The organism is Acinetobacter sp. TSRC1-2, from assembly GCF_049895885.1.
In the GTDB taxonomy this organism is placed as follows: Bacteria; Pseudomonadota; Gammaproteobacteria; order Pseudomonadales; family Moraxellaceae; genus Acinetobacter.
The window spans coordinates 1-23,673 of record NZ_JAFCTF010000004.1 but is presented as its reverse complement, the minus strand read 5'-3'; the positions used below and the strand labels follow the sequence as shown (position 1 = coordinate 23,673).

22 protein-coding genes are annotated in these 23,673 nt (G+C 40.9%); 9 read left to right on the top strand and 13 right to left on the bottom strand.

Features of this window, described 5'->3' with window-relative positions; genetic code table 11:
- Positions 1-168 precede the first annotated feature (168 nt).
- Positions 169-660 (bottom strand): copper resistance protein NlpE, encoded by a 492-nt coding sequence (locus ACP69Y_RS05845; RefSeq protein WP_425916983.1) that lies wholly within the window; start codon positions 658-660, stop codon positions 169-171.
- 364 nt (positions 661-1,024) lie between these two features.
- Here ACP69Y_RS05845 and ACP69Y_RS05840 point away from each other — a divergent pair, with 364 nt between their 5' ends.
- Positions 1,025-1,579, top strand: coding sequence for a 1-acyl-sn-glycerol-3-phosphate acyltransferase (locus tag ACP69Y_RS05840; RefSeq protein WP_425917274.1), 555 nt, complete (start codon positions 1,025-1,027; stop codon positions 1,577-1,579).
- Between the two features lie 169 nt (positions 1,580-1,748).
- Here ACP69Y_RS05840 and ACP69Y_RS05835 read toward each other — a convergent pair whose 3' ends face one another.
- Together ACP69Y_RS05835 and ACP69Y_RS05830 are read right to left on the bottom strand one after the other, a co-directional pair.
- Positions 1,749-2,051, bottom strand: a complete 303-nt coding sequence (locus ACP69Y_RS05835; protein ID WP_425916981.1) for a hypothetical protein — start codon at positions 2,049-2,051, stop codon at positions 1,749-1,751.
- A gap of 211 nt (positions 2,052-2,262) precedes the next feature.
- Complete coding sequence (locus ACP69Y_RS05830) at positions 2,263-2,997, bottom strand: sulfite exporter TauE/SafE family protein (RefSeq protein WP_425916979.1); 735 nt, start codon at positions 2,995-2,997, stop codon at positions 2,263-2,265.
- A gap of 243 nt (positions 2,998-3,240) precedes the next feature.
- Between ACP69Y_RS05830 and ACP69Y_RS05825 the strand changes: the two genes are divergently transcribed.
- Positions 3,241-3,444, top strand: coding sequence for a hypothetical protein (locus ACP69Y_RS05825; RefSeq protein ID WP_425916977.1), 204 nt, complete (start codon positions 3,241-3,243; stop codon positions 3,442-3,444).
- Between the two features lie 86 nt (positions 3,445-3,530).
- Here ACP69Y_RS05825 and rsmD read toward each other — a convergent pair whose 3' ends face one another.
- Positions 3,531-4,088, bottom strand: a complete 558-nt coding sequence (gene rsmD, locus ACP69Y_RS05820; RefSeq protein ID WP_425916976.1) for a 16S rRNA (guanine(966)-N(2))-methyltransferase RsmD — start codon at positions 4,086-4,088, stop codon at positions 3,531-3,533.
- A gap of 3 nt (positions 4,089-4,091) precedes the next feature.
- On the bottom strand, positions 4,092-6,128 hold the full coding sequence (gene mrdA / locus ACP69Y_RS05815; protein ID WP_425916974.1) for a penicillin-binding protein 2: 2,037 nt from the start codon (positions 6,126-6,128) through the stop codon (positions 4,092-4,094).
- 233 nt (positions 6,129-6,361) lie between these two features.
- On the opposite strand from mrdA, the gene ACP69Y_RS05810 reads away from it, so the two are divergent.
- The 4 genes from ACP69Y_RS05810 (at position 6,362) to ACP69Y_RS05795 (ending at position 9,281) form a co-directional block, all read left to right on the top strand.
- Positions 6,362-6,880: a hypothetical protein gene (locus tag ACP69Y_RS05810; RefSeq protein WP_425917272.1), complete on the top strand. Its 519-nt coding sequence runs from the start codon at positions 6,362-6,364 to the stop codon at positions 6,878-6,880.
- Positions 6,881-6,943: 63 nt separating this feature from the next.
- Positions 6,944-8,260 (top strand): hypothetical protein, encoded by a 1,317-nt coding sequence (locus ACP69Y_RS05805; protein WP_425916972.1) that lies wholly within the window; start codon positions 6,944-6,946, stop codon positions 8,258-8,260.
- Between the two features lie 82 nt (positions 8,261-8,342).
- Positions 8,343-9,002, top strand: coding sequence for an adenylate kinase (gene adk, locus ACP69Y_RS05800; protein WP_425916970.1), 660 nt, complete (start codon positions 8,343-8,345; stop codon positions 9,000-9,002).
- A 96-nt stretch (positions 9,003-9,098) separates the two neighbouring features.
- Positions 9,099-9,281: a hypothetical protein gene (locus ACP69Y_RS05795; RefSeq protein WP_425916968.1), complete on the top strand. Its 183-nt coding sequence runs from the start codon at positions 9,099-9,101 to the stop codon at positions 9,279-9,281.
- A gap of 2 nt (positions 9,282-9,283) precedes the next feature.
- Here the strand turns inward: ACP69Y_RS05795 and nth are convergent, their stop codons facing one another.
- Together nth and ACP69Y_RS05785 are read right to left on the bottom strand one after the other, a co-directional pair.
- Entirely contained in the window at positions 9,284-9,979 is a 696-nt protein-coding gene (nth, locus tag ACP69Y_RS05790; protein ID WP_425916966.1) for an endonuclease III, read from the bottom strand.
- Between the two features lie 3 nt (positions 9,980-9,982).
- Positions 9,983-10,777, bottom strand: a complete 795-nt coding sequence (locus ACP69Y_RS05785) for an RnfABCDGE type electron transport complex subunit B (RefSeq protein ID WP_425916964.1) — start codon at positions 10,775-10,777, stop codon at positions 9,983-9,985.
- A 345-nt stretch (positions 10,778-11,122) separates the two neighbouring features.
- Between ACP69Y_RS05785 and gdhA the strand changes: the two genes are divergently transcribed.
- The gene (gene gdhA, locus ACP69Y_RS05780) at positions 11,123-12,469 is read left to right on the top strand and encodes an NADP-specific glutamate dehydrogenase (RefSeq protein WP_425916963.1); all 1,347 of its coding nucleotides are present in this window, start codon (positions 11,123-11,125) and stop codon (positions 12,467-12,469) included.
- 70 nt (positions 12,470-12,539) lie between these two features.
- Here gdhA and ACP69Y_RS05775 read toward each other — a convergent pair whose 3' ends face one another.
- The 3 genes from ACP69Y_RS05775 to rlmH all read right to left on the bottom strand — a co-directional run bounded on the left by ACP69Y_RS05775 (position 12,540) and on the right by rlmH (position 14,930).
- Positions 12,540-13,307, bottom strand: a complete 768-nt coding sequence (locus ACP69Y_RS05775; protein WP_425916961.1) for a DUF4377 domain-containing protein — start codon at positions 13,305-13,307, stop codon at positions 12,540-12,542.
- 148 nt (positions 13,308-13,455) lie between these two features.
- Positions 13,456-14,232, bottom strand: coding sequence for a dioxygenase (locus ACP69Y_RS05770; protein ID WP_425916959.1), 777 nt, complete (start codon positions 14,230-14,232; stop codon positions 13,456-13,458).
- Positions 14,233-14,447: 215 nt separating this feature from the next.
- Positions 14,448-14,930, bottom strand: a complete 483-nt coding sequence (rlmH, locus tag ACP69Y_RS05765; protein ID WP_425916957.1) for a 23S rRNA (pseudouridine(1915)-N(3))-methyltransferase RlmH — start codon at positions 14,928-14,930, stop codon at positions 14,448-14,450.
- Positions 14,931-15,084: 154 nt separating this feature from the next.
- Here rlmH and ACP69Y_RS05760 point away from each other — a divergent pair, with 154 nt between their 5' ends.
- On the top strand, positions 15,085-16,041 hold the full coding sequence (locus tag ACP69Y_RS05760; RefSeq protein ID WP_425916956.1) for a M28 family peptidase: 957 nt from the start codon (positions 15,085-15,087) through the stop codon (positions 16,039-16,041).
- Between the two features lie 246 nt (positions 16,042-16,287).
- Here the strand turns inward: ACP69Y_RS05760 and lon are convergent, their stop codons facing one another.
- The 3 genes from lon to ACP69Y_RS05745 form a co-directional block, all read right to left on the bottom strand.
- Complete coding sequence (gene lon / locus ACP69Y_RS05755; protein ID WP_425916954.1) at positions 16,288-18,714, bottom strand: endopeptidase La; 2,427 nt, start codon at positions 18,712-18,714, stop codon at positions 16,288-16,290.
- Between the two features lie 146 nt (positions 18,715-18,860).
- The gene (locus tag ACP69Y_RS05750) at positions 18,861-19,448 is read right to left on the bottom strand and encodes a 5-formyltetrahydrofolate cyclo-ligase (RefSeq protein ID WP_425916952.1); all 588 of its coding nucleotides are present in this window, start codon (positions 19,446-19,448) and stop codon (positions 18,861-18,863) included.
- Between the two features lie 48 nt (positions 19,449-19,496).
- Positions 19,497-19,877, bottom strand: a complete 381-nt coding sequence (locus ACP69Y_RS05745) for a MerR family transcriptional regulator (RefSeq protein WP_425916950.1) — start codon at positions 19,875-19,877, stop codon at positions 19,497-19,499.
- An 82-nt stretch (positions 19,878-19,959) separates the two neighbouring features.
- On the opposite strand from ACP69Y_RS05745, the gene ACP69Y_RS05740 reads away from it, so the two are divergent.
- Positions 19,960-23,001, top strand: coding sequence for a heavy metal translocating P-type ATPase (locus ACP69Y_RS05740; protein ID WP_425916948.1), 3,042 nt, complete (start codon positions 19,960-19,962; stop codon positions 22,999-23,001).
- Positions 23,002-23,673 lie beyond the last annotated feature (672 nt).

The following is a 23,673-nucleotide window of genomic DNA, read 5'->3' as shown; positions in this document are numbered from 1 at the left end:
ATGAAAAAGATATTTTTAAACATAATCATAACTGAATTATCCCGCTAGTATTAAGTCGTTAAATAAATGATTTATTTGTAGCAAATCGTGACGAATAGCAAAAAGTGGGGGTCCTAAAAAGCCATATTTCAGGCTCTTTATGCAGAGAAAAAAGGGGGGCTAAACTGGTCAAGATCTTTTTTGGAGCTTGTAATTTAGCTTTGAATCTATGGCTTTTCCTGTATCCATATCACGTGCTTCTACAAAATTTTCACCGACAAAGAATTTACGATTATCACCGGCTTTATCTAAGCTAATGATCGATGGATTATTCTGGTCGAAGCTAAAAGTCCCTTTGACTTTAAATTCGTTGTCCTTTCCTTTACCCAAGTATTCTTCTGTTAATTCATAAGTTTTATCTGCTTTCAACTCGAGATCGGTTTTAATTCCTTCACAATCCGCACAGGGAAAAACACCTTTATATTTACCCGCCCAATCCAGTGAGGTTTCTGCAGTATCACTCATCGGGGTTGCAGGTTGAGTATTGGTGGGCTGCATGGATTGAGTTTGAGTGACCGTATCTTCAGGTGCTTGATTACTTGCATTCGTATCGGTATTCGGTTTGCTGCATGCAGTTAATGCGATAGTGATAAGAGGCAGGATTAACATTGTTTTTTTCACGCTTTAGTTCCTTTTATAAGACAATGTAACTTTTAAAACTACGTAGAAAAGGATATTTATTAAAGAATGATATTGTTCGTGCTTTGTTATTACTTGGATTCGTTTTTAAAATAGACATTACTGTTTTCTCTTAACTTTTATTGAGTAAACTCAATTTTTCCTGAAAATAATTATTTTTTTGCGGTGGATAAAGGTAAAAATAAATATATATTTCATTTAAATTGAAAGTTATACATTTATATATTAATTGATCATTTATTGCTCATGTTGAACTATCTTATTTTAGAGACATTGTTAGAATCTGCACACTTTATTAGGGTGTGGTGTTTTTGTGTTCGAGAAGTTAGCTGAACAAAGTCTAGAAATGATGGGCTGGGAAATTGATAATCATTGGCCACTTGATTTGGATCAGTGCGTAATGATTGCTGCACCCCACACCAGTAATTGGGATGCTTTATATGCCCGCTTGGCTCTAAAAGCTTTAGGGGTAAATGTCCGTTTAACGATTAAAGACAGCTATATGAAGTTTCCATTCGGGCCATTTGTACGTGCTTTGGGAGGCATCGGTATTGACCGTACCCCTAAACAACAAGGTGAGCCGCGCCCAAGTATGGTTGAGGTCATGACCGATTTATTCAAAGACCATCCAAAGTTGGTGATGCTGGTGACACCTGAAGCAACACGTGCAAAACAAGAACAATGGAAAACCGGGTTTTATCATGTGGCAACGGGTGCAGGTGTACCTATTGCTTTGGCCTATATGGATTATGCCAAGAAAAAAACCGGTGTAGGAAAAATTGTATATCCTACTGGGGATTATGAAAAAGATATGGCCGAAATTATGGATTTCTATTCAAAAATTCATGCTAAATTTCCGAAAAACTTTAGTGTTGATAAGCGTTATTACACTGAAGCATAAATTCTAAAAGGACAGGGAGCGTATCCCTGTCTTGCTTTAAAACGTGGCGAAATTTATAAATCAAAAAAACTTGCCTCAACGTTTCAGCATTTGCCAGTCAGCATGTGATTCTGCATTTTTTAGTCATGAACAGAGCTGTAGAGCATTCATTTAAAGAGATGAAATATGCCTATTTATTTGCTGTTGGACTAATGCCACCTAAATGCTGGCAAGCTTCCTGATATATGCCATATTGTTCCTTAATTACATCGGTTAATGGAACATCAAATAACTTTTCACCTTCTTTATAGCTCTGCACATAGGATTCGGCTTTTTGACGGCTAGAAGCGAGTGATTGTTCGTGAAATGAGGTAATAGAACTATGCGTCATTTGTGTGCTTTCAATTTTATTGCATTTAAAATATGAAAGCATTTTTTCAGCATGTTTGACATCGCGAGAAGTACTTAAACTACAGCCTGTTAGCAGAATCATCCCTGCTAAGCAAATCAAGGTTTTCATTTTAGAAAAATTAGTGGCGGGGATAAGTATTGTATAAAGTTTTCTCTCACATTAATGAAATGTGGAATACCAATTGGATGTTTTTTGATTAAATGATATTTATCTCATTTTTTAAAATATATTTCAGGGAAAATTATTTCAACTCCCTGCATGTGAATTTTAAACATTTTCCTGATTAATAAATTTAAAACAGAGTACTAAAGATTAAGAAACAGCCTGATGCAAATAATAGACTTAACGCGGTATGTTTAAATTGCCGCTCTGAAATTTTATAGAATAATTTTGCTCCCAAGATTACGGGGAAACTAACACTGACCAGCAGGATGGCCATATAAGGCAGCAGTTGTATTTCGAGTGTGCCTTGTAGCAAATAGGCAACCAAGGTAAACACCTGAATGCCGAAATTGAAATGGCGTAAAATATAACGTTGTTCTTGTTTGGATAAATTTTTCAACATGACCCAAGCTGAAGGAAGCGAACCACAAAATCCGCCTAAACCACCCAGTATTCCACCGATAAATCCTACCAAACCATCTGCAAATTTCCCTGACTGTTGCAGTCTTGGAAATTGCGGGTTGAAGAACATGATTGGGCACCATAGCGCCAAAAATAAGCCTAAGACTAGTTTAAATGTTTCTGGCTGAATAATATGCAATAAATAAGTGCCTAAAGGCACGCCAGTCAGCCCGGCAATTAAATAAGGTAACACCAGGGTTTTATTCAGATGAGGATGCTTTTGTTCATTGGATAATGAAATGATATGGCTCCATACCGAAGCAAATACCACTAAGGGTGCAGCAATCTGCGGAGGCAATACCCATACCCAGAAAGACATGGCAATTAAGGCAAAAGCAAAACCTGTAAGTCCTTGTACAAAACCTGCGACCATTGCACCAAGAATAAATAATAGCCAAGTCATAGAGCTCAGGTCATAAGGAAAGGCAGCAGTATTCTAAAGATCAGGGCAAAAGCCAAGCTTATAGTTAGCTGAATTTATGCACATCTATTTCAAAGTTTTGATAAAAGGATTGAATGAAATATTGATTGAATATATTCACAATGCATAAAAAAAGAATAAATCACTACAAGAGTGCAACAATGGCTCCGTTCACTCTCCATTAAATCGTTTAATACTGGCATAGTGCAGTAAGAGGTGATGGACATGATGAAAAAAATGATATTACTTTCTGTATTGGCAGTGTCTTTAAATGGCTGTGTTGTTGATCCTTATGATGGCGATTATCGTGATCATCGAGAACGCAATGGACATTATGATCGACAACATGGTGACCGAGATTGGAATAACAAAGACCGTCCGGACTGGAACCATGACAGAAACGATCGCGACCGACACTACAATCGTTAACAGGTCTATAAGCCAGATCTTGAATTTATAAACTACATTTGACAAAAAAAGGATTCCATATAGGAATCCTTTTTTATTGCCTTTCATTAACAGGCATTTTTTTGATATAAGCCTGCGCGAACAGTTCCGGCTTTGGTCTGTTTAATCTGTTGCCATGAAGACGGAAGTTTCAGCTGAGCCAAATCCCGGTCGGCTTCAACATAGATAAAAGCCTTATCTTTAATCAAAGGCTCGGCAAGTTGAGCCAGTTCTTGCCATAAATCTAGACTATAAGGGGGGTCTAAAAATACCAGATCAAATTGTTCTTTGAGAGTCGGCACGACTTGTTGAGCTGTGGCGATTTTCAACTTTGCATGTTGACTGGTCACTTTAAGCAACTGCAAATTATCTGTTAAAAATGCGGCTTGGGTTCGATTAGGTTCAATCATCACCACTTGTGCCGCGCCACGTGATAATGCTTCAAAACTTAAGGCACCCGAACCAGCACAAAGATCGAGGACATTCGAATTTTGAATGTCCCACATCAGCCAGTTGAACAAAGTTTCACGGACACGATCCGGTGTAGGACGTAAACCATCAATACTGGCAAAAGCAAGTTGGCGGCGTTTCCATTCACCACCAATAAGACGAAGTTGGTTTTTCATGGATCACTCACTTTCTACGGGTTGAGGGTTGGTTGATGAGGGTGTGCTTGGCATCGCTTGAATTGTAGGCTGAGCTGATTGAGCTGATGCCGTATTTTGAGCAGAAGGATCAGCGGTGACTGGCAAGGTGCCACTTGGTAATTCACCTGGTTTAATTCCGGCTGTCATCAAGCCGCCACTCATTTGATGGCTGGCTGGACGGATTGGATTCTTTTTACGCGTCAATAACCAGTAATCAAAGATTGGGCGAGCCAACTGTGCGGCTGAACCACCATGACGACCATTTTCCCACACCACTGCAATCGCAATATCAGGGTTTTCAGCAGGGGCAAAACCGATAAATAAACCGTGGTCAAGTTGACGCTCGGTTAATAATGCTTCGTTATACTTTTTACCTTGGGCGATACTTTTAACCTGGGCTGTACCCGTTTTACCTGCAATTTGATACATCGGGGTGCGAATTCCACGACCAGTACCAGTTTGAATTACATCAACCATGGCGTCACGCATTTTAATCCAGTCTTCAGGTTTACCATTAAACTGAATTTTGCCGTCTGGTGCATTATGCACTTGATATGGTTTGGCACCATGACTTTCACGCAGGACGTGTGGGGTAATATGCGAGCCTTGATTTGCAGTAATAGCAGTGGCCATAGCGAGTTGTAAAGGTGTTGCAGTAAAGGCACCTTGGCCAATACTCACGGAAATAGTTTCACCTTTCATCCATTTGGTTTTACGGGTACGCATTTTCCATTCTGGGTTTGGATACAAACCGGTACTTTCACTCGGTAAATCCACGCCAGTTTTTTCACTAAAACCAAACTGGCGCATCCAGGCATTCATTTTTTCTATGCCCATGCGATAAGACAGGACATAAAAGTAAGTATCACAAGACACTACTTGGGCTTTATGCATATTTACAGTACCGTGGCCGGTTTTTTTATGGTCACGGAAACGGTGGCTATCACCCGGCAAGGTGAAATAACCGGGGTCAGAGATAGCAGTTGCCCAGTCGACATAACCATAATGAATGCCTCCCAAACCAAACATCGGTTTAATGGTTGAACCCGGAGGATAAGCTCCTTGCACAGCACGGTTATAAAGCGGTTGGTCAAGATTGTCCCTGAGCGCACTATAGTCGGTATTGCTAATTCCAGTAACGAATAAATTAGGATTGAAACTTGGGCTTGAAACCAGCGCTAAAATTTCCCCTGTTTTGGGATTCAATGCCACAATCGCGCCACGACGCCCCGCCAGCTGTTCTGTGGCGATGACTTGTAAACCATAATCAATCGACAGATACAAATCATTGCCGCGAACAGGATCCTTACGACCTAAATTGCGCAGTACATTACCGTGTGCATCTGCTTCAACAGATTCGTTTCCGGGTACACCATGTAAAAGGTCTTCATAGGATTTTTCGACCCCAATTTTCCCAATCAGGTTAGTACCGGCGTATAAATCTTTATCAATCGATTTTAATTCTTTGTCATTAATGCGTCCGACATAACCAATGACATGCGCAAATAACTCACCATGTGGGTAATAGCGAGTCATTTGGGTTTCAATATTGACCCCAGGGAACTGAAACTTCACTTCGCTAAATTTAGCGATATCTGTTTCAGTTAAATTTAATTTAACTGAAACACGTTCAGTTTTTTTGGAAGTTTTAATTCGGCTGCTAAAACGATCTATATCTTCTTGAGATAATGCCAAAATTGGCATTAAGCGCCTAATGGTATCATCAATATCCTTAACATCAGCACGTGAAATGGTGGCTGAAAATACAGGGTAATTGTCAGCCAGTAAAATACCATTACGGTCATAAATATAACCACGTGCAGGTGCTAAAGGCTGCAACCGAATTCGGTTCTGGTCTGAGGCAGTTGAAAACTCATCGTAGTGTGCAATCTGTAAATATGCATAACGAGCAACGAGTAACAGAAGAAAGAAGACCACAATCCCGACCGAGATAAACACCCGATTGCGATAAATGCGCTTTTCTTGTTGGACATTTTTTAAAGGAAAGTGCTGCTTCATACGCGATCGACTTACATACCGGAGAGTGGAAAAAACTGGTGGCACATTCTAACGCATGTCATGATTTTTTGATATTTGTTCAGGTAAGCAGTTAGGTTGGTTTAGCTTAAACTTTGACTTTACAGACATTAAAATTGTAAAGTGCAGTATATAAGAGTTCTGATAATTCTGCTAAAGTCAAAATTGAAAAAAGGACTGTATTAAAAATAAAATTAAGGACAAGCATGAAAATAATCACAAAAGTGTATTCTTTGCTGGCATTTTTTGCGCTAGCGAATGTAGCTTATGCGCAAGACAATCCGTATTTACCAGAAGCAAAATTAACATCAGATAGTGCAAAAGCCTGGAATGTTGGGGCGGGATTCACACAAGAAATGATTCATGTGAATGCAGAGTGGGTGAATCCCTATGGAATTGCCTATGCGAAAGCAGGGGTATTCATAGATGATGATTATACTCCCGGTGCTCAGGTTGGATTTCGCTATCCATACCATCTCACCGGTAAAGATAAAAACGGTTATTATGTCGGGGTTTATGCTGGACATATTGAAAGTAAAGGGGTAGACAATGATCTCAAAGCACGATTGGGTGCTGGTGTGGATTTAGCCTATGTTTTGCTGAGTAATGAACGGATTAGTAGTTTTAGTATCGGTATTGGCGCGGGCGAAGAGTTAAAGAATAGTGCGGGCAATGTCGTTGCTGAAACAGAGCCAACAATACAATTCTCCTATACTCTAAGTATCGGTTTATAGTCAAAATGTTCAGTTTTATACGATTTAGTATTTTGTGATTAAAAATTAAAATGGATATTATGCATGCTTGAGTACGTCAACGAATTGTGGCAAACCTTCTTGAAACGCCCAGATTTCTGGGCAGTACTTAGCATTATTCCTGTAACTGCTTTTGTCACTTGGGCGCATGTGTGGATGGCGCTTAAAATGGTCTTTTACCCTATTACATTTTGGGGATTCCATTTAGGTCCGTTACCTGTCGGCTGGCAGGGCATTGTGCCACGTAAAGCTGGCCGTATTTCAGGGATTATTACCGATAATACTCTGTCAAAACTGGGGTCATTGCGCGAATTTTTAGATGCGATGGATCCGGAAGATATGGCGCGTATCATTGGTGAACAGGTTGGGTTTGAACTTGAACATATCATTGATGAGATGATGATTGACCGGAATGCGGTGCTGTGGGAAAACCTCCCTTATTCGCTTAAGCGCCGTATTTATGCTCAGGCACATAAACAGTTGCCAGGTATCCTAAGAGAGCTTGTGACTGAGCTGACCATGAACGTCGAGTCACTTGTGGATATGCGTGAAATGGTGGTTCGCCAAATGGAAGGTGATCGCCGTTTAATGGTGAATATGTTTCTTAAAGTCGGTCAGAAAGAAATCAACTTTATTTGGCATATTAGTGCGTTAATCGGGATGTTCTTTGGTATTTTCCAGATGATCGTCTGGTTTGTTGTGCCTTGGCACTGGACCGTACCATTTTGGGCTGCGATTTGGGGTTTTCTGACTAACTGGATTGCAATCTGGATGGTATTTAATCCGCTTGAACCGCATTATGTCCGTTATCCACAATTCTTTGAATTAACCAAGAACCGTAAATTTCCCTGGGTGAAACCTGTGATTCCACGTATTGGCACATACAATATTCAAGGCGCGTTTATGAAACGCCAGGAAGAAGTGTCAGATGTTTTTGCACGAGTAGTCACAGAAGACCTAATTACATTAAAATCGATCATGACTGAGATGATGTATGGCGGGAAGAAAAATAAGACTCGCCGTATCGTTAAACGTCATATTAACGAAATTATGGAAACACCCTTGGTTAGAACCTCTTTACAGCTCTCATTAGGGCCAAAAGAATACGCAAAACTCAAGACGGACTTGATCGATCGCTCAATTGAAATTACGATGGTGCCTGTATGCGACCCTGCCTTTAATGCGAGCCGTGCACAGAAAATCTATCAAATGTTTAGAGACCGTATTCTAGAGCTGACTCCCAGAGAGTTTCAGAATTTATTACGGCCCGCTTTTCAGGAAGATGAATGGATTTTGATCCTTCTGGGTGGCGTAACCGGATTTATAGCGGGTACAATCCATTTGTTTGTGGCTTTCTTATAATTAGATGCTGGACTGCGTGTTGGATCAATAGATTCGACATAAACAAAGTGTCATATACATTGTTAAATGAGGATGTTTTTTTATGCGCATTATATTACTCGGACCACCTGGAGCAGGTAAAGGTACACAGGCTCAGTTGATCTGTAAGCGCTACAATGTCCCACAAATTTCAACCGGTGATATGCTCCGTGCTGCAATTCGTGAAGGTACAGAATTAGGTCTTAAAGCTAAAAGCGTGATGGAAAGCGGTGGTCTCGTATCTGACGAACTCATCATCGGGCTTGTTAAAGAACGTATTGCTCAACCTGATTGTGTAAACGGTTGCATTTTTGATGGTTTCCCACGCACGATTCCTCAAGCAGAAGCTTTGGAAGGTGAAGGTATTAATATTGATCACGTGATCGAAATTGATGTACCTGATGAAGAAATCGTACAACGCCTTTCGGGTCGTCGTCAGCACGCAGCTTCTGGTCGTATTTATCATATTGTTTACAATCCACCTAAAGTGGAAGGTAAAGATGATGAAACTGGTGAAGATTTGGTTCAGCGTCCAGATGACCTAGAAGCAACGATTCGTAAACGTTTGGGTTCATATCACACTGAAACTGAACAATTGGTCGGTTTCTATCAAGGTCGTGCAGCTTCTGGCGAAAATGCACCGACTTATGACAAATTGAATGGTCTTCGTCCGATTGAAGAAGTTCAAACTGATTTGTTCGCGATTTTAGATCAATCAAAATAATTCAACTACCCTAGTGTAGTGAATGTTTTGACATTAAAAGAGTCCTAAGTCATATTAGGACTCTTTTAATTTGTACATTATGTTGAGGATGAACCCTTGCTAAAAATTGGCTTAGTTGTATTGATGATTTTTTTTGGTATTGTGGTATTGGCTTTAATGGTACAAAGTTTCAAATTCTTGCGCCGCGTGGAAAAGCAGGAAGCGGCAGAAAAGAAAAATAGTCAACCCGAGCGTCAGCTACATCCTAAATTGCAGCAAAAAAATAAAGATAAAAACTGAATTTAGATTTTATCTTCAATCATTTTCAATTGAATGCTTTTCGCTGCACCAAATTCAAACCGATCCGGCCACTGGCAGACATCAGACACCACGCATTCATAACATTTCGGCTTACGGGCAATACAACAATAACGACCGTGTAAAATCAGCCAGTGGTGCGAGTCAATGATAAATTCTTTAGGAATGACTTTAACCAGTCGATATTCAACTTCTAACACATTTTTGCCAGTCGCCAGCCCAGTTCTGTTACCTACACGAAAAATATGGGTATCGACTGCCATGGTCGGCTGACCAAAGGCGGTATTCAGCACCACATTTGCGGTTTTACGTCCAACGCCAGGCAATGCCTCCAGATCAGCACGATTGTCTGGAACGATACTATTATGCTGGTCGATCAGTATTTTACAGGCTTTGATGACATTTTCGGCTTTAGCATTATATAAGCCAATGGTTTTAATATATTCCTTCAGACCATCGACACCGAGTGCATAAATGGCTTCCGGTGTATTGGCAACAGGAAACAGTTTGTCCGTGGCTTTATTCACGCTGACATCGGTTGCTTGCGCAGAAAGTGTTACGGCCACTAAAAGCTCAAAAGGACTGGTATAATTCAGTTCGGTTTTCGGATGAGGCCTTTGCTCGCGTAATCGCTCAAAAAATACCTGAATTTGTTTTTTAGTCATATTCTTTACAGGCATTCTTTATGCTCCTTGCAAAGCATTGAGTTGGTGGTTGAGTTCATCTAGTTGTAGACGTTTTTGTGCATCCTCACGAACACTGAGTTGTTTTTCTAATTTTTTGATTTGTGTACGAATTTTTGCCAGTTCGATGGTTGATTTGGCATCAAAATGGATTACTGATTTAACTTCATTTTGAGTAATAACAATGTCTGGGACACTGTCATTTTGTGCTGAAAACCGAGCAAATAAGGTTGTATCAATATTGGCACGCACCACAGGACCTTTACGATTTACGCGTCGTTTTTCCTCACGTTGAATATGGGCGTAATAACGATTTCGTAAGTCATTTTGTTCCGTAATTTGCATGGTTTCATCGGGCACTGCGTGATGATCTGCAATCAGATCAATACAATCGACAGGGCAAGGTGGAATGCAAAGTTCGCAGCCTGTACATAGGTCCGTCAAAACGGTGTGCATGAGTTTGCCCGAGCCAATAATCGCATCCACAGGGCAGGCACTAATGCATTTGGTGCAACCGATACATTCGTCTTCACGGATAATGACCTTCATGCGCTGCGGGCGACCATCACTTTGAATCGGCCAAACACTTTCTTCAGCTTTCAGTGGGGCACGACCGAGTAAATGGGCTAAGGCATCGGCAACAGGTTGACCCCCTGGGACACATTTATTGGCTTCTTCACCGTCGCTTATGGCTTTTGCATACGGTAAACATCCATCCCGATGACCGCATAAGCCACATTGGGTTTGAGGAAGGAGGGCATCAATATTTTGGATGAGAGCAAGTTGCGAATTCATGTGTAGACCACGACTGCTGAAGAAATAGCAGCATACCGAAAGAAGATTAAAACGAAGTAGAGGATTTTAGCATGATTTCACCCTTTAATCTTATGCGCGAAAATGAAGCTATAAGCGCCTTATTATCGGGCGAAAAGATAGCAAAAACAGTCACACAGCATCACTTTAGTACTAAGATAAAAAAATGGTTATAATTAAAATAAATATATGTTATTAAATATTATTTAATTTTTTTAAAAAAAAGTATTGTGCTATTGTTACAAAAGCTATTTAATATTTTGCGCCAAAAATTATCATTTTTTGAAAATTTGACCAATTTTGATCCATCTTTCTGCTGAGGATTAAGTGTTGAAATATAACAGCCTTAACGACTTCCTAGATTACGTTAAATCACGTGATGCACATCAACCAGAATTTCTACAAGCGGTAGAAGAAGTAATGACTAGCCTTTGGCCGTTCATTGAAAAGAACCCAGAGTATGCTGATCATGGTCTACTTGAACGCTTAGTTGAGCCAGAACGTGCGATTCAATTCCGTGTTTCTTGGGTTGATGACAAAGGTCAAACACATGTCAACCGTGCATTCCGTGTACAGTACAATTCAGCAATCGGTCCATTCAAAGGTGGTATGCGTTTCCACCCATCTGTGAACCTATCAATTCTTAAATTCCTAGGTTTTGAACAAACTTTTAAAAATGCCTTAACTACACTCCCGATGGGTGGTGGTAAAGGTGGTTCAGACTTCAACCCTAAAGGTAAGTCTGAAGGCGAAATCATGCGTTTCTGCCAAGCATTAATGATCGAATTGTACCGTTACCTAGGTTCAAACACTGACATCCCTGCAGGTGATATTGGTGTGGGCGGCCGTGAAGTTGGTTACATGGCCGGCATGATGAAAAAGTTGAGTAATGACACTGCTTGTGTATTCACTGGTAAAGGTTTGACTTTCGGCGGTTCATTGGCTCGTCCAGAAGCAACAGGTTACGGCACAGTTTATTTCGCTGAGGAAATGCTGAAAACTCGTGGCGACTGCTTCAAAGACAAAGTGATAACGATTTCAGGTTCTGGTAACGTTGCACAATATGCTGCTGAAAAAGCAATGTACTTGGGTGCGAAAGTGGTTTCACTTTCTGACTCTGCAGGTACTGTTTACATCAAAGATGGTTTCACTGACGAACTTCTTGCTGAAGTAATGGAACTTAAAAACGTAAAACGTGGTCGTATTTCAGAATTCGCGTCTAAACACGGTTTTGAATACCTTGAAGGCAAGCGTCCTTGGTCAATCAAATGTGATATCGCACTTCCATGTGCAACTCAAAACGAGTTGGATGCGGATGATGCAGCTCAATTGATCGCAAACGGCGTGATCTGTGTTGCTGAAGGTGCAAACATGCCATCTACATTAGATGCTGTTGAGAAATTCATTGAAGCGAAAATTCTTTATGCGCCAGGTAAAGCATCAAATGCTGGTGGTGTTGCAACTTCTGGTCTTGAAATGTCTCAAAACGCGATTCGTTTGGGCTGGACTTTCGAAGAAGTTGACGAACGTCTACATGCAATCATGAAAGAAATTCACCGCAACTGTGTTAAATACGGTACTAAAGAAGATGGTTCTGTAAACTATGTTGATGGTGCAAACATTGCTGGCTTCGTAAAAGTCGCCGATGCGATGTTGGCTCAGGGCGTATTCTAAGAATATATTTTCTTGAAGCTAAAGAAACCGATGCTTGGGCATCGGTTTTTTTATAGCTGAAATTAACCTATTATTTTACAGTGGCACGTTCTACAGTCATGTCATGCACATACGCATATTTCGACTGATCGGCTGCCGGATGTTTAATTGCATAACGTTTTACCCGGATCACTTGGCGTTCAGCCGGATTATGCTCAAAACCTTCAATCTGATCGTAAAATAAAGTCCAATCTTTATCTACTTGGGTTTTAACGCCACTGTCGTTGTATTTGAGTTCACGTACCTGTAAACAGGTTTGCGGTGCTACACCAGTACAGGGTTTAGTTTCAGGTGAAATTTCCAGGAAAATGATTTCAGCCTGAGCGTTATATTTTGTTTCAGGTGTCATTTTTCCAGTGAAGACATATTTTTGCCCTATAGCCGAAATGACTGTTAAGGTTGGATTTTGAGGGTCTTTGAGGTCTAAAACGAAAGGTGCTTTGCGTTTACTAAACAAATCTGATGCTACGACTTCTTGTTGCATGGATGCTTCTGGGCAAGCCATTTGGGTCGCCATTAAATCAGCCGTTACAATTTGATTGTTTTCTACTTTCCAGCTGGTTCCCATACCATTACAACTGGTTGCAATACTCAAGCGACCTTTATCATCAAAATGAAGCACTAAAGGTTTAGGTGCAGTTCCGGTATTGGTGCTCCATTGATAAGAAGCAAGCGTCTTATCAACATTTTGTTGTTGTAATATAGACACAGCAACATCTCCAGCTTTTTGAATATCACCAGATTGGCAAGCCGCAAGCGTGAGTGGGAAAAGGGCAATCGCTAAAAATTTAAATTTCATGTTAAAAGTACTTGGTTTTGAAGAATTTTTAGTAGAATAACGTATGAGTATTTAAAAAATATGGATACATTCTGATGAGTTAAGTATCAAAATGTATCCATAGCTATTTTTTGTTGATTACTCATAAAAGGTTATGAGTGTGTATGCATCAGTCAAAACGATAAATATCCATACCGAGTGAACCCATACTGAAGCTACTATGTACAATACTAAAGCGATGACCCGTTCCCATTGCAAAGAAGAGCGGAGCGAAATGTTCTAAGCTGGGATGATTGCGTTGCACATAGGGAATATTCTGCCAATCCAGTACAGCAGCATAATCTTGATGGGTCAGTTTGCTCACCACATAATTACGGAAGGTTGATGCCCATTCGGGTACTTCTGCCGGTTCACCACGCCAAGCAAGCTCAGCCAAGTTGTGGGTAATGCTTCCCGAACCAATAATCAGCACCTGTTTTTCACGCAGTGGAGCCAGTGTTTGACCAATTTTATAAATATCTTCAGCAGACATGTTGATTGGTAACGAGATTTCTACCACAGGAATATCTGCCTCAGGATACATATGCAGCAATGGCATCCAGACCCCATGATCACGAGGGCGGGTGCTATTGGCATGTGCAGCCAAGCCTGCATCTGCTAAAAGATGCAGAATTTCTTCAGCCAGTTCTGGTTGTCCGGGCGCAGGGTAGCGCATTTCATAAAGTTCAGCTGGAAAGCCACGAAAGTCATGCCAGGTTTCAGGGCGTACACTGCTACTCACTTCTAGCGCATTACTTTCCCAGTGTGCCGACATTACAATAATGGCTTCAGGTTTAGGCAAGTTTAAACTCAAGCGCTCTAAAGCCGGACCGACTTGCTCTGGATTAAGCGCAAGCATAGGTGATCCATGTGAAATAAATAAACCGGGTAAAGTTTGTAAATTCATGACGGTGCGCCTAATTCAAATAATATCGACTGGGGTTGTAATGGTTATGATGCCAAAAAGGAGATATAGAATAAATAGAGTTTGTCTCAACATGTTGTTGCATATATGCAACGATTAAAAAACGAGCCAGATCATTTTCTCATCAAGACCAAGCGCTAACAATGACCCTATTTCAGCTTTCTAAAAAACTAAAATAAGTTCCTCGACAGGCTGATTTACCCTGCACGATGGTAAGGATGATTATTGTTAATAGTCATTGCGCGGTATAGCTGCTCAATCAGCATCACTCGAACCATCGGGTGAGGCAAGGTCAGCTTGGACAGCGACCAATGCCATGCAGCGGCTTTACGCACCGCTTCAGAGTGTCCGTCTGGACCCCCAATCGCCAATACCACATCATTGCCTTCAAGCATCCATACTTTCATGGTTTCAGCCAGTTTTTCAGTACTGAACTCTTTGCCACCCACTTCAAGTGCAATCAGGGTTTCATTATGCTTAAGTGCGTGCAGAATGCTGTCACCTTCAATCTGGCAATATTTTAAAATATCAGCTTCCGAATCATTTTTCCCGCGTTTTGCCATGGGTAATTCTATAAGCTGAGTCTGCACAAAAGGCTGAATACGTTTGAAGTAATCTTCAAAACCAGTGAGGACCCAAGCTGGCATTTTTTGACCGATGGTAATAATACGGATTTTCATAAGATTCGATGATTTGAAAGTCATCGTTATTATAAACGCTAAAACTGGTTTTACTTATTTTGAGCAACAAATTGAAATTGAAAAGTCGGGAGAGATGCTGCTTTAATCCTCAGCAATGGATTGAAGATAAATAATAAGAGAGGAATGATAATAAATGATATTAAAGAAGAATCAAAATTTAGGCTTATTGTTAAGCACTTTCCTTAGCACTATTTTTTTAACGACTTCAATATGGGCATTGCCGAGTGTGACGCCAGCCAGTACCGATAACTTAAAGGTCTATCTGGAACAAATCATAGGCGAACAGGGGCATCGTAATTATAAAAATATACAAGAATTACAGCGTGTTTCTGCATGGATTAAAGAACAAATGCGTTTGTTTGGTATTCCATGCCAGTATCAAAATTATTCGGTAAATGGTTTGGGCTATCGAAACGTAGTATGTAACTTAACGGCCGGTCATGCTGACAAAGTGATTATCGGTGCACATTATGATGTGTTTGGGGAGCAACAGGGCGCAGATGACAATGCCTCGGGTGTAGCAGGGGTGATTGAAACGGCACGTATTTTAGCGCAGCAAAAATCTCAGCTCGCAAATAATGTGGAATTCGTATTTTATACCTTGGCCGAGCCGCCATTTTTCAAAACTGAGCAGATGGGAAGTTATGTTCATGCCAAATCGGTACAAGCGAAAAAGGATCAAATTCAAGCCGTCTATATTTTAGAGATGATTGGCTACTATGATGAAAATCTTGTGCAGCAATATCCGGCTGGTTTGAAGTGGGTGTATCCAAGTCACGGTAATTTTATTGGAGCTGTGAGTAATTTACAGTCTTATGAGTTGGGGGTGAAGTATTGCCAATCCATGCGAACCCTGAATCGTTTAGAGTGTCAGAGGTTGGTAGCACCATCTTTTGTATCTGGAATGGAATTTTCTGATCATGTGAATTATTGGAAGTTCGGGATTCCCGCGATGATGATTACCGATACCGCTTCTTTTCGAAATAAGCATTACCATACCAAGGGAGATACCTTAAAAACACTGAATGTTGGAAAAATGGCCAGTGTGGTAGATGGACTGGTTTATAGCTTAATGGTTCAATCGGATTGATAAAGAACGCATAAAAAACGCAGTCCCTGAATGAATACTGGAACTGCGATCAAAAGGTCATCCACCTGGAGATGTAGATGACCATTCACATAACTTGTTAATCAGAAACTTACAGCGCATCTGTGTCTCTATAATAATAAATGAGGGTCAGATGTACATTTTTCAAGCATATGCTTTATTAATATAGTAAAACTTTTCATCATAAAAAAAGAGAGCCGAAGCTCTCTTTTTTGTATCTAAATACGATTAATGACGTGCAGCTTTGCTTTCTTCAACCGGTTTTACAATCGGATTTTTGGGTAAAGGTTTCGGGGTTTCGATTAAAGCCAATGGCAAGATATCATCGATACTTTTCACTGCTTTAATTTCCAGACCGGCTTTCACGTTGTCTGGAATTTCCACCAAGTCACGAACGTTTTCTTGAGGGATAAACACCAGTTTAATGCCACCGCGATGTGCAGCTAAAAGTTTCTCTTTTAAGCCACCAATACGCATTGCCCGACCACTCAGATTGGTTTCACCGGTCATGGCGACATCAGCGCGAACTGGAATGCCAGTGAAGGCAGAAATCAAGGCAGTCGTTAATGCCAAACCTGCAGATGGACCATCTTTCGGAGTTGCACCTTCCGGTAAATGCACATGGATATCGGTTTCTTCAAATCTTGAAGACTCAATCCCCAGTGCATCTGCACGGGTACGCACCACAGTCATTGCCGCGGTAATGGATTCTTTCATGACATCACCGAGGGAACCGGTGGTAATGAATTTACCTTTACCTTTTACAGCTGCAACTTCAATGGAAAGCAATTCACCACCGACCGATGTCCAAGCCAAGCCATTTACACGGCCCACTTGCGCTTCTTCTTCTGCCATACCAAAGTCGAACTTATGGACGCCTAGGTAATCAGACAGGTTTTCAGCAGTCACATCGATATGCAAGTTTTTGGCTTTTTTGCTCACCGCTTCTTTCACGACTTTACGTGCAATTTTTGACACTTCACGTTCAAGGCTACGTACGCCCGCTTCGCGAGTATAACGACGCACAATGTCACGAATCGCTTCTTCATGAATAGTCAGTTCTTTACCACGTAAACCGTTGTCCTTAATGGCTTTAGGAACCAGGTAACGCTCAGCAATATTGACTTTTTCCTCTTCGGTATAACCCGGTAGACGAATCACTTCCATACGGTCAAGCAAAGCTTCAGGAATATTCATACTGTTTGCAGTACAGATGAACATTACCTCAGAAAGATCTAGATCAAGATCTAAATAATGATCGTTGAACTTGCTGTTTTGTGATGGATCAAGCACTTCAAGCAAGGCAGAAGCAGGATCGCCTCGGTAGTCTTGTGCCATCTTGTCGATTTCATCGAGTAAGAACAGTGGGTTCTTCACGCCTACTTTTGTTAAAGACTGCACCACTTTACCCGGCATCGCACCGATATAAGTACGACGGTGACCACGAATTTCCGCTTCGTCACGTACGCCACCTAAAGCCATACGCACAAACTCGCGACCTGTGGCTTTGGCAATGGATTCACCCAGTGAAGTTTTACCTACCCCTGGAGGACCAACCAGGCAAAGAATCGGACCTTTAAGTTTTTTTACGCGCGATTGAACAGCTAAGTATTCAACAATACGTTGTTTAACTTCATCAAGACCATAGTGGTCAGCATCCAATATCTCTTGTGCTTTGTTCAGGTTAATGCTGACTTTGCTGGCTTTATTCCAAGGCGTATCTAAAATCGCCTCGATATAGTTGCGCACCACAGCAGCTTCACTTGAAGCAGGTTGCATTGCTTTGAGCTTACGGAATTCAGATTCCGCTTTTTTGCGTACGTGTTCTGGCAAATCAGCTTCTTCAAGACGACGTTCAATTTCAGCAACATCATCTTCAGCACCACCGTTCATGTCAGAAAGTTCGCGCTGAATCACCTTCATTTTTTCATTCAGGAAATATTCGCGCTGGTTTTTCTCCATTTGGCGTTTAACCGAGTCATGCAAGGTTTGTTCAATCTGTTGTTCTTCAGATTGTTGTAACAAATAAGTCATGAGTTCAGTCAAATGTGCTTCAAAGTCATCATGTTCCAGGAACTTTTGTTTTACATCGATGTTCAACGGGACACGAGTGGCCACGAAGAACAACAGTTGCAATAAATCATCGATTTTATTTGCAGCAGTAATTAATTCACGTGCATTACGTAATTTTGCTTCTGCATATTGTGCAAATAAAGCGCACAGTTCTTGCACACGTGTTTCTTGAGAGTCAGCTTCGACATTAACTGTCATTGGGCTAATAGCATGTTCGGCTGATAAATATTCATCATTGTCGATGATTTTTACCAGTTTAGAACGCTGTAAACCCTCAATTAATACTTTTATACAGTTTTCATCATTTTCATGATTCACAACTTGTACGATCTTTGCGACAGTACCGTATTGATATAAGTTGTCGTGATCAATTTCTTCTGTAAGAGAATCTTGTTGTGCAACTACAAATACAAGATTGTCACTGTTACGAGCCACGTCAACTGCTTTGATCGATTTTTCACGACCTACAAATAACGCAATCTGCATGTGTGGATAAACCACCACATCTCGTAGCGCTAAAAGTGGTAATACGCTTGGAACCTGTGTAACTAAGGTTTCTTGATTCATAATAATTTCAGACATGGGCACTCCTAATGAGTAACAATGGTGTTGCCATATTTTTATAGTGAAGTGTATTTCAAAAATTACAAGGGTTGGGGCAATGAAAATATATAAAAAATAGGTAAATGTATGATTTAGACGTGTTTGGGATGGTCAAACATACCAGATTAGCGTTTGAAATATAAATAACGTGAAGGAGTGAGTAAGGCATCCAGAGGTTGATCCCAGACTTCCCGATGTAAACGTTGCTCAATCAACTGAAAGTCATGGGCAATCCCCAAACGAAAAGGGCGTTGACCCGCACTGGCTAAGGTTTTGTCGTAGTAGCCGCCACCCATACCAATGCGTGTGCCGTAAATATCGCAGGCCAATAAAGGCATGATTAACAGGTCGAGTTTAGACACATGCAACCCGCGACCAGCCATGGGTTCTTTCATGCCGAAGGGATGATGTGAAAATTGATTGTTTCGATATTGTTTTTGTGTAATTTTGACCCATTGCAATTGCTGATTCATATTGCAAATCATGGGAAGATAAACTTCTTTATGCTGTTTAAAACAGTATTCAATGATTTGTCTGGTGTGTATTTCACCAAAGGCATGCAGGTAAACACCAATTTTTTTTGAGTGTTGAAATTGTTTAAGGCGCAGTAGCTGGTTCAGCACCCGTTGTTGAGATTGCTTTTGTACAAAAGAGGAAACGGCTCTACGTTGATGTCGAAGTTGTTTGCGTAAAATTTTTAAATCCACTGACATCACTTATTTGTTCCCAAAAAATACAAAAATCTTCATCGTAAAAGGAGTTTAACTGTTTTTCAGCTCTTTCAAAATCGGACAACAGCTTTCATTTGTGGTTTTACATTCATCCACCCAACTGCTTAAACGGGTTTTGAGAGCTTGTAATTCCCGGATTCTTTGATCGATTTTTTTTAATCGTTGTTCAATGACATGTCTCACCTGTTCGCGATCATCCAGTTGAAGTTGCAGTAATTCCTGTATTTCACTGAGTTGCAACCCTGCGTCTTTACCTTTTTGAATAAAGCTTAACGTTTCCATATCTTTGTCATTGTAATAACGATAGCTCTGCGTGGTTTCAGGCACGCGCATTAAACCGATACGTTGATAATAACGAATGGTTTCGACATTTACATGACACTGTTTGGCCAGTTTTCCGATAGTGAGCATAAAATATCCTCAAATGACTTGACTCTGTACCTAGGTACAGACTTTATGCTAACACAATGCAAGAATAAAACAGGTGAGTCGGATGAATGAGCAACAAAAATCTTCCTGCTGTACAAAACAGGATTCAGTCCTTGAATTGGTAAAAATTGATCCGGTCTGTAGAATGAACGTTTCTGAACATTCAGCGCACTTTTTTGAATTTGAGGGGAAAAAGTATTTGTTCTGTTGCGATGGCTGCAAACAGAAATTTATCGATTCTCCTGAAAAATATCTTCAACAACAAAGCAAACCTGTTTCCGGCTGTGGCTGTACCAGTAAAGCAAAAGCGGCAGCATCATCAAACTCATCTTGTGGCAGTCAAAAAGCTGAAGCACTGCAATATATTGATCCTGTCTGTGGCATGACCGTAACGGACTTGTCTAAACCGCATACTGAATATTCAGGAAAAAGTTATTATTTTTGTTGTCCGGGCTGTTTAGATAAATTTCAACAAAATCCGGATCAATATTTAGCAAAAGAATCTGCGAAAACTTCGGGTTGTGGTTGTGCATCAAAATCGAAAGTAGTAGCCCAGACTGCGGGTTGCTATGGAACAGATCAAAAGACTACGACTGAACAGGTGTCCGATCCAGTCTGTGGCATGCAGGTTAAAAAGGATTCGAAATGGCACAGCCAGTTGGAGTCCCAAGACTATTATTTCTGTTCAGAACGCTGTTTGACTAAATTTACCCAGCAGCCTGAACAATATCTGCAAACTAAGCAAAAAGCTTCCTCCTGCTGCGGTTCAACAGCAAAAGTGGCAGTTGAAGAAAAGAAATCTGGCTGTTGTGGTGGAGCGCATCCTTCATCAGTACAGAGTTCAGACATTGATCCTGTCTGCGGTATGTCGGTGGATACGGCAACCGATTTAAAAACAGAATATCAGGCTAAAACTTACTATTTCTGTAACCCGTCCTGCCTGGAGAAATTTAAGGGCGACCCGGAGTTTTATCTGATTCCGGCAGATCAGCGACCTGTACCGGAAGGTGCTGCGGACATGGATTATACCTGTCCCATGGATCCTGAAATTGTGCAAAAAGGACCAGGAACCTGTCCCATCTGTGGGATGGCTTTAGAGCCGATGCAACCGACCTTAAATGATCCACCGAATCCTGAACTGGTCGATTTCAGTCATCGTTTCTGGATGACTTTGCCACTTACCTTAATTGTATTTGTATTGGCCATGGGTTCGCATATTCATGCCTTTATTCCGCAGCATATTCAGCCTTGGATTGAACTGGTGCTCTCTATTCCAGTGGTGCTCTGGGCGGGTAAACCATTCATTGAACGCTGCTGGACATCCTATAAAACCCGCAACCTCAACATGTGGAGCCTGATTGGTGTCGGAGTACTTGCAGCTTTTATTTATAGTGTGGTTGCAACCATTTTTCCATCCTTAATTCCGATGCAGGCCAAAACCGGTCATGGGGTCGCTGTGTATTATGAAGCGGCTTGTATGATTGTATCTTTAAGTTTGCTTGGGCAAATTATGGAGCTGAAAGCGCGTGCCAAGACAGCTGATGCATTAAAATCATTGCTGAAACTGCAACCGCATACCGCAAAACTGGTGCAGCATGATCAGGTGGTCGAAGTCGATATCGCTATGGTGAAACAGGGCGATATCTTGCAGATTTCTTCAGGGGATCAAATTCCACTTGATGGCATTGTAGTGGAAGGCAAAACCTATGTTGACGAAGCCATGATGACGGGTGAACCTGTTCCGGTCAAAAAAGAAATTGATGACCGGGTAATTGGCGGTACGGTGAATCAGCAGGGCAGTATCCGTATTCAAACCACGGCAGTGGGCGCAAATACCACCTTAGCCAAAATGATTCAAACCGTAGCCGAAGCACAGCGCTCCAAAGCACCGTTGCAACGTCTTGCCGATGTATTTGCCAAATATTTTGTCATTGTCGTTTTAGCGATTAGTGTGTTGACCTTTATTGCCTGGATGGTGTTTGGAAATGCACAATTCGATCTGGCACTCATGTGTGCAGTAGCTGTACTGATCATTGCCTGTCCATGTGCTTTGGGGCTGGCAACGCCAATGTCGGTGATGGCAACAACAGGTCGTGCTGCGCAAAAAGGTGTGCTGTTTAAAGATGCAGAAGCGATTGAAGCTTTAAGTAAAGTCACTACTTTGATTATTGATAAAACCGGGACATTAACCGAAGGTAAACCGAGCCTGAAAGAGATTAAACTGCTTTCAGATACAGTTCAGCAAGCTCAAGTGGAACAATGGATTGCATCAATTGAGCAATATTCAACTCATCCAATTGCACAAACTTTGACAAAGCTCATTCCGAATAATCAATTGATTAAAGTCAATGACTTTGAGGATGTCACAGGCTTTGGTGTCAAAGGTCAGATTGAAAACCAAATATTGTATGTAGGCAGTCAAAAGCTGATTGATCAACTGGGCTTAACGTTAAATGAAGCTATTCAAGCCCAACTTGATCAGCAACGCTCGAAAGGTAATGTGATTAGTTTCTTGGCCAATGAACAAGAAGTTTTAGCTTATATCTCGATTCATGATGCAATTAAACACAATGCACATCGAGTGATTGATCAACTGATAGCCGATGGTATAGAGGTGGTGATGGCTACAGGTGACCATGAACAAAATGCAAAACTGGTCGCAGCAGAACTAGGAATTCAGCAGGTTTATGGCAACTGTACCCCGACTGAAAAATTAGACATCGTGAAAAAATATCAAGCTCAAGGGAAAGTTGTAGCAATGGCAGGCGATGGTATTAACGATGCACCTGCACTTGCACAAGCCAATGTCGGGATTGCGATGGGCAATGGTACTGATATTGCCAAACAAACGGCTCAAGTCACCTTGGTCAAAGGTGATATCCGTGGTGTGGCTGATGCCATTCATATGGCGAAACTGGGCGTAAAAAATATGAAGCAGAACTTGGCATTTTCTTTTGTCTATAATGGCTTAGGCGTGCCAGTTGCGGCGGGTATTTTTTATCCTCTGACTGGATTGTTATTGACCCCGATGCTTGCCGCGGTGGCGATGTCCTTAAGTTCTTTATCTGTCGTGATTAATGCGCTACGTTTGCAAAAACCTGAATAATACTGAAAGGCTAGGCATTCATAGAGCATACCCAAGATGAAAATTTTGGGTATTTTTTTGCCTAAAAAATAGTAATTAAAGTAGATTAAAGAGAGTATTGAATCTAAGTATCTAAAAAGGAATCTATTAATAGATTCCTTTTTAATTTAGACCTGATCATAAAGTTATGCTGACGATTTTTAATGAAATATTTTTAAATAAGGGAAATGTCTGCTGAAACCTATAGGTCTCTGTTACCTGCTTGGTCTGTGCCATGTCATTAATTGCGGCAATAATATAGCTTTTAAATTTTTTATGGAAATGGCGATAGCTATGTTAGAAACTTAGTCATGCTTCTGGCAGAATTTATTCAAGTCTTCACTAGATTGTGAACCTGAGCAGAATTGCTGCGCAAGTGAATGTATGATCATAGTGACCATGCTCTACAGTACTTTTATCTAGAGATTTTTTCGGTTTCTTACAAAAATAATTTCCATTCATGTAGAGATATACTTTTCATCTTGAAACAATAGACTGTGCAAGGGCGCTAAGAAAGGGGAGAGGATTAATTAAATGACTTAAAAGCCCTATTCTGAACCTTACTCAAAATATTAAATAACCCGAATCCTGCTTAAGCCAATGGTTCCATAATTTGAATTGTTGGCTTATTTCGATGGGTTAATTGATATGCAC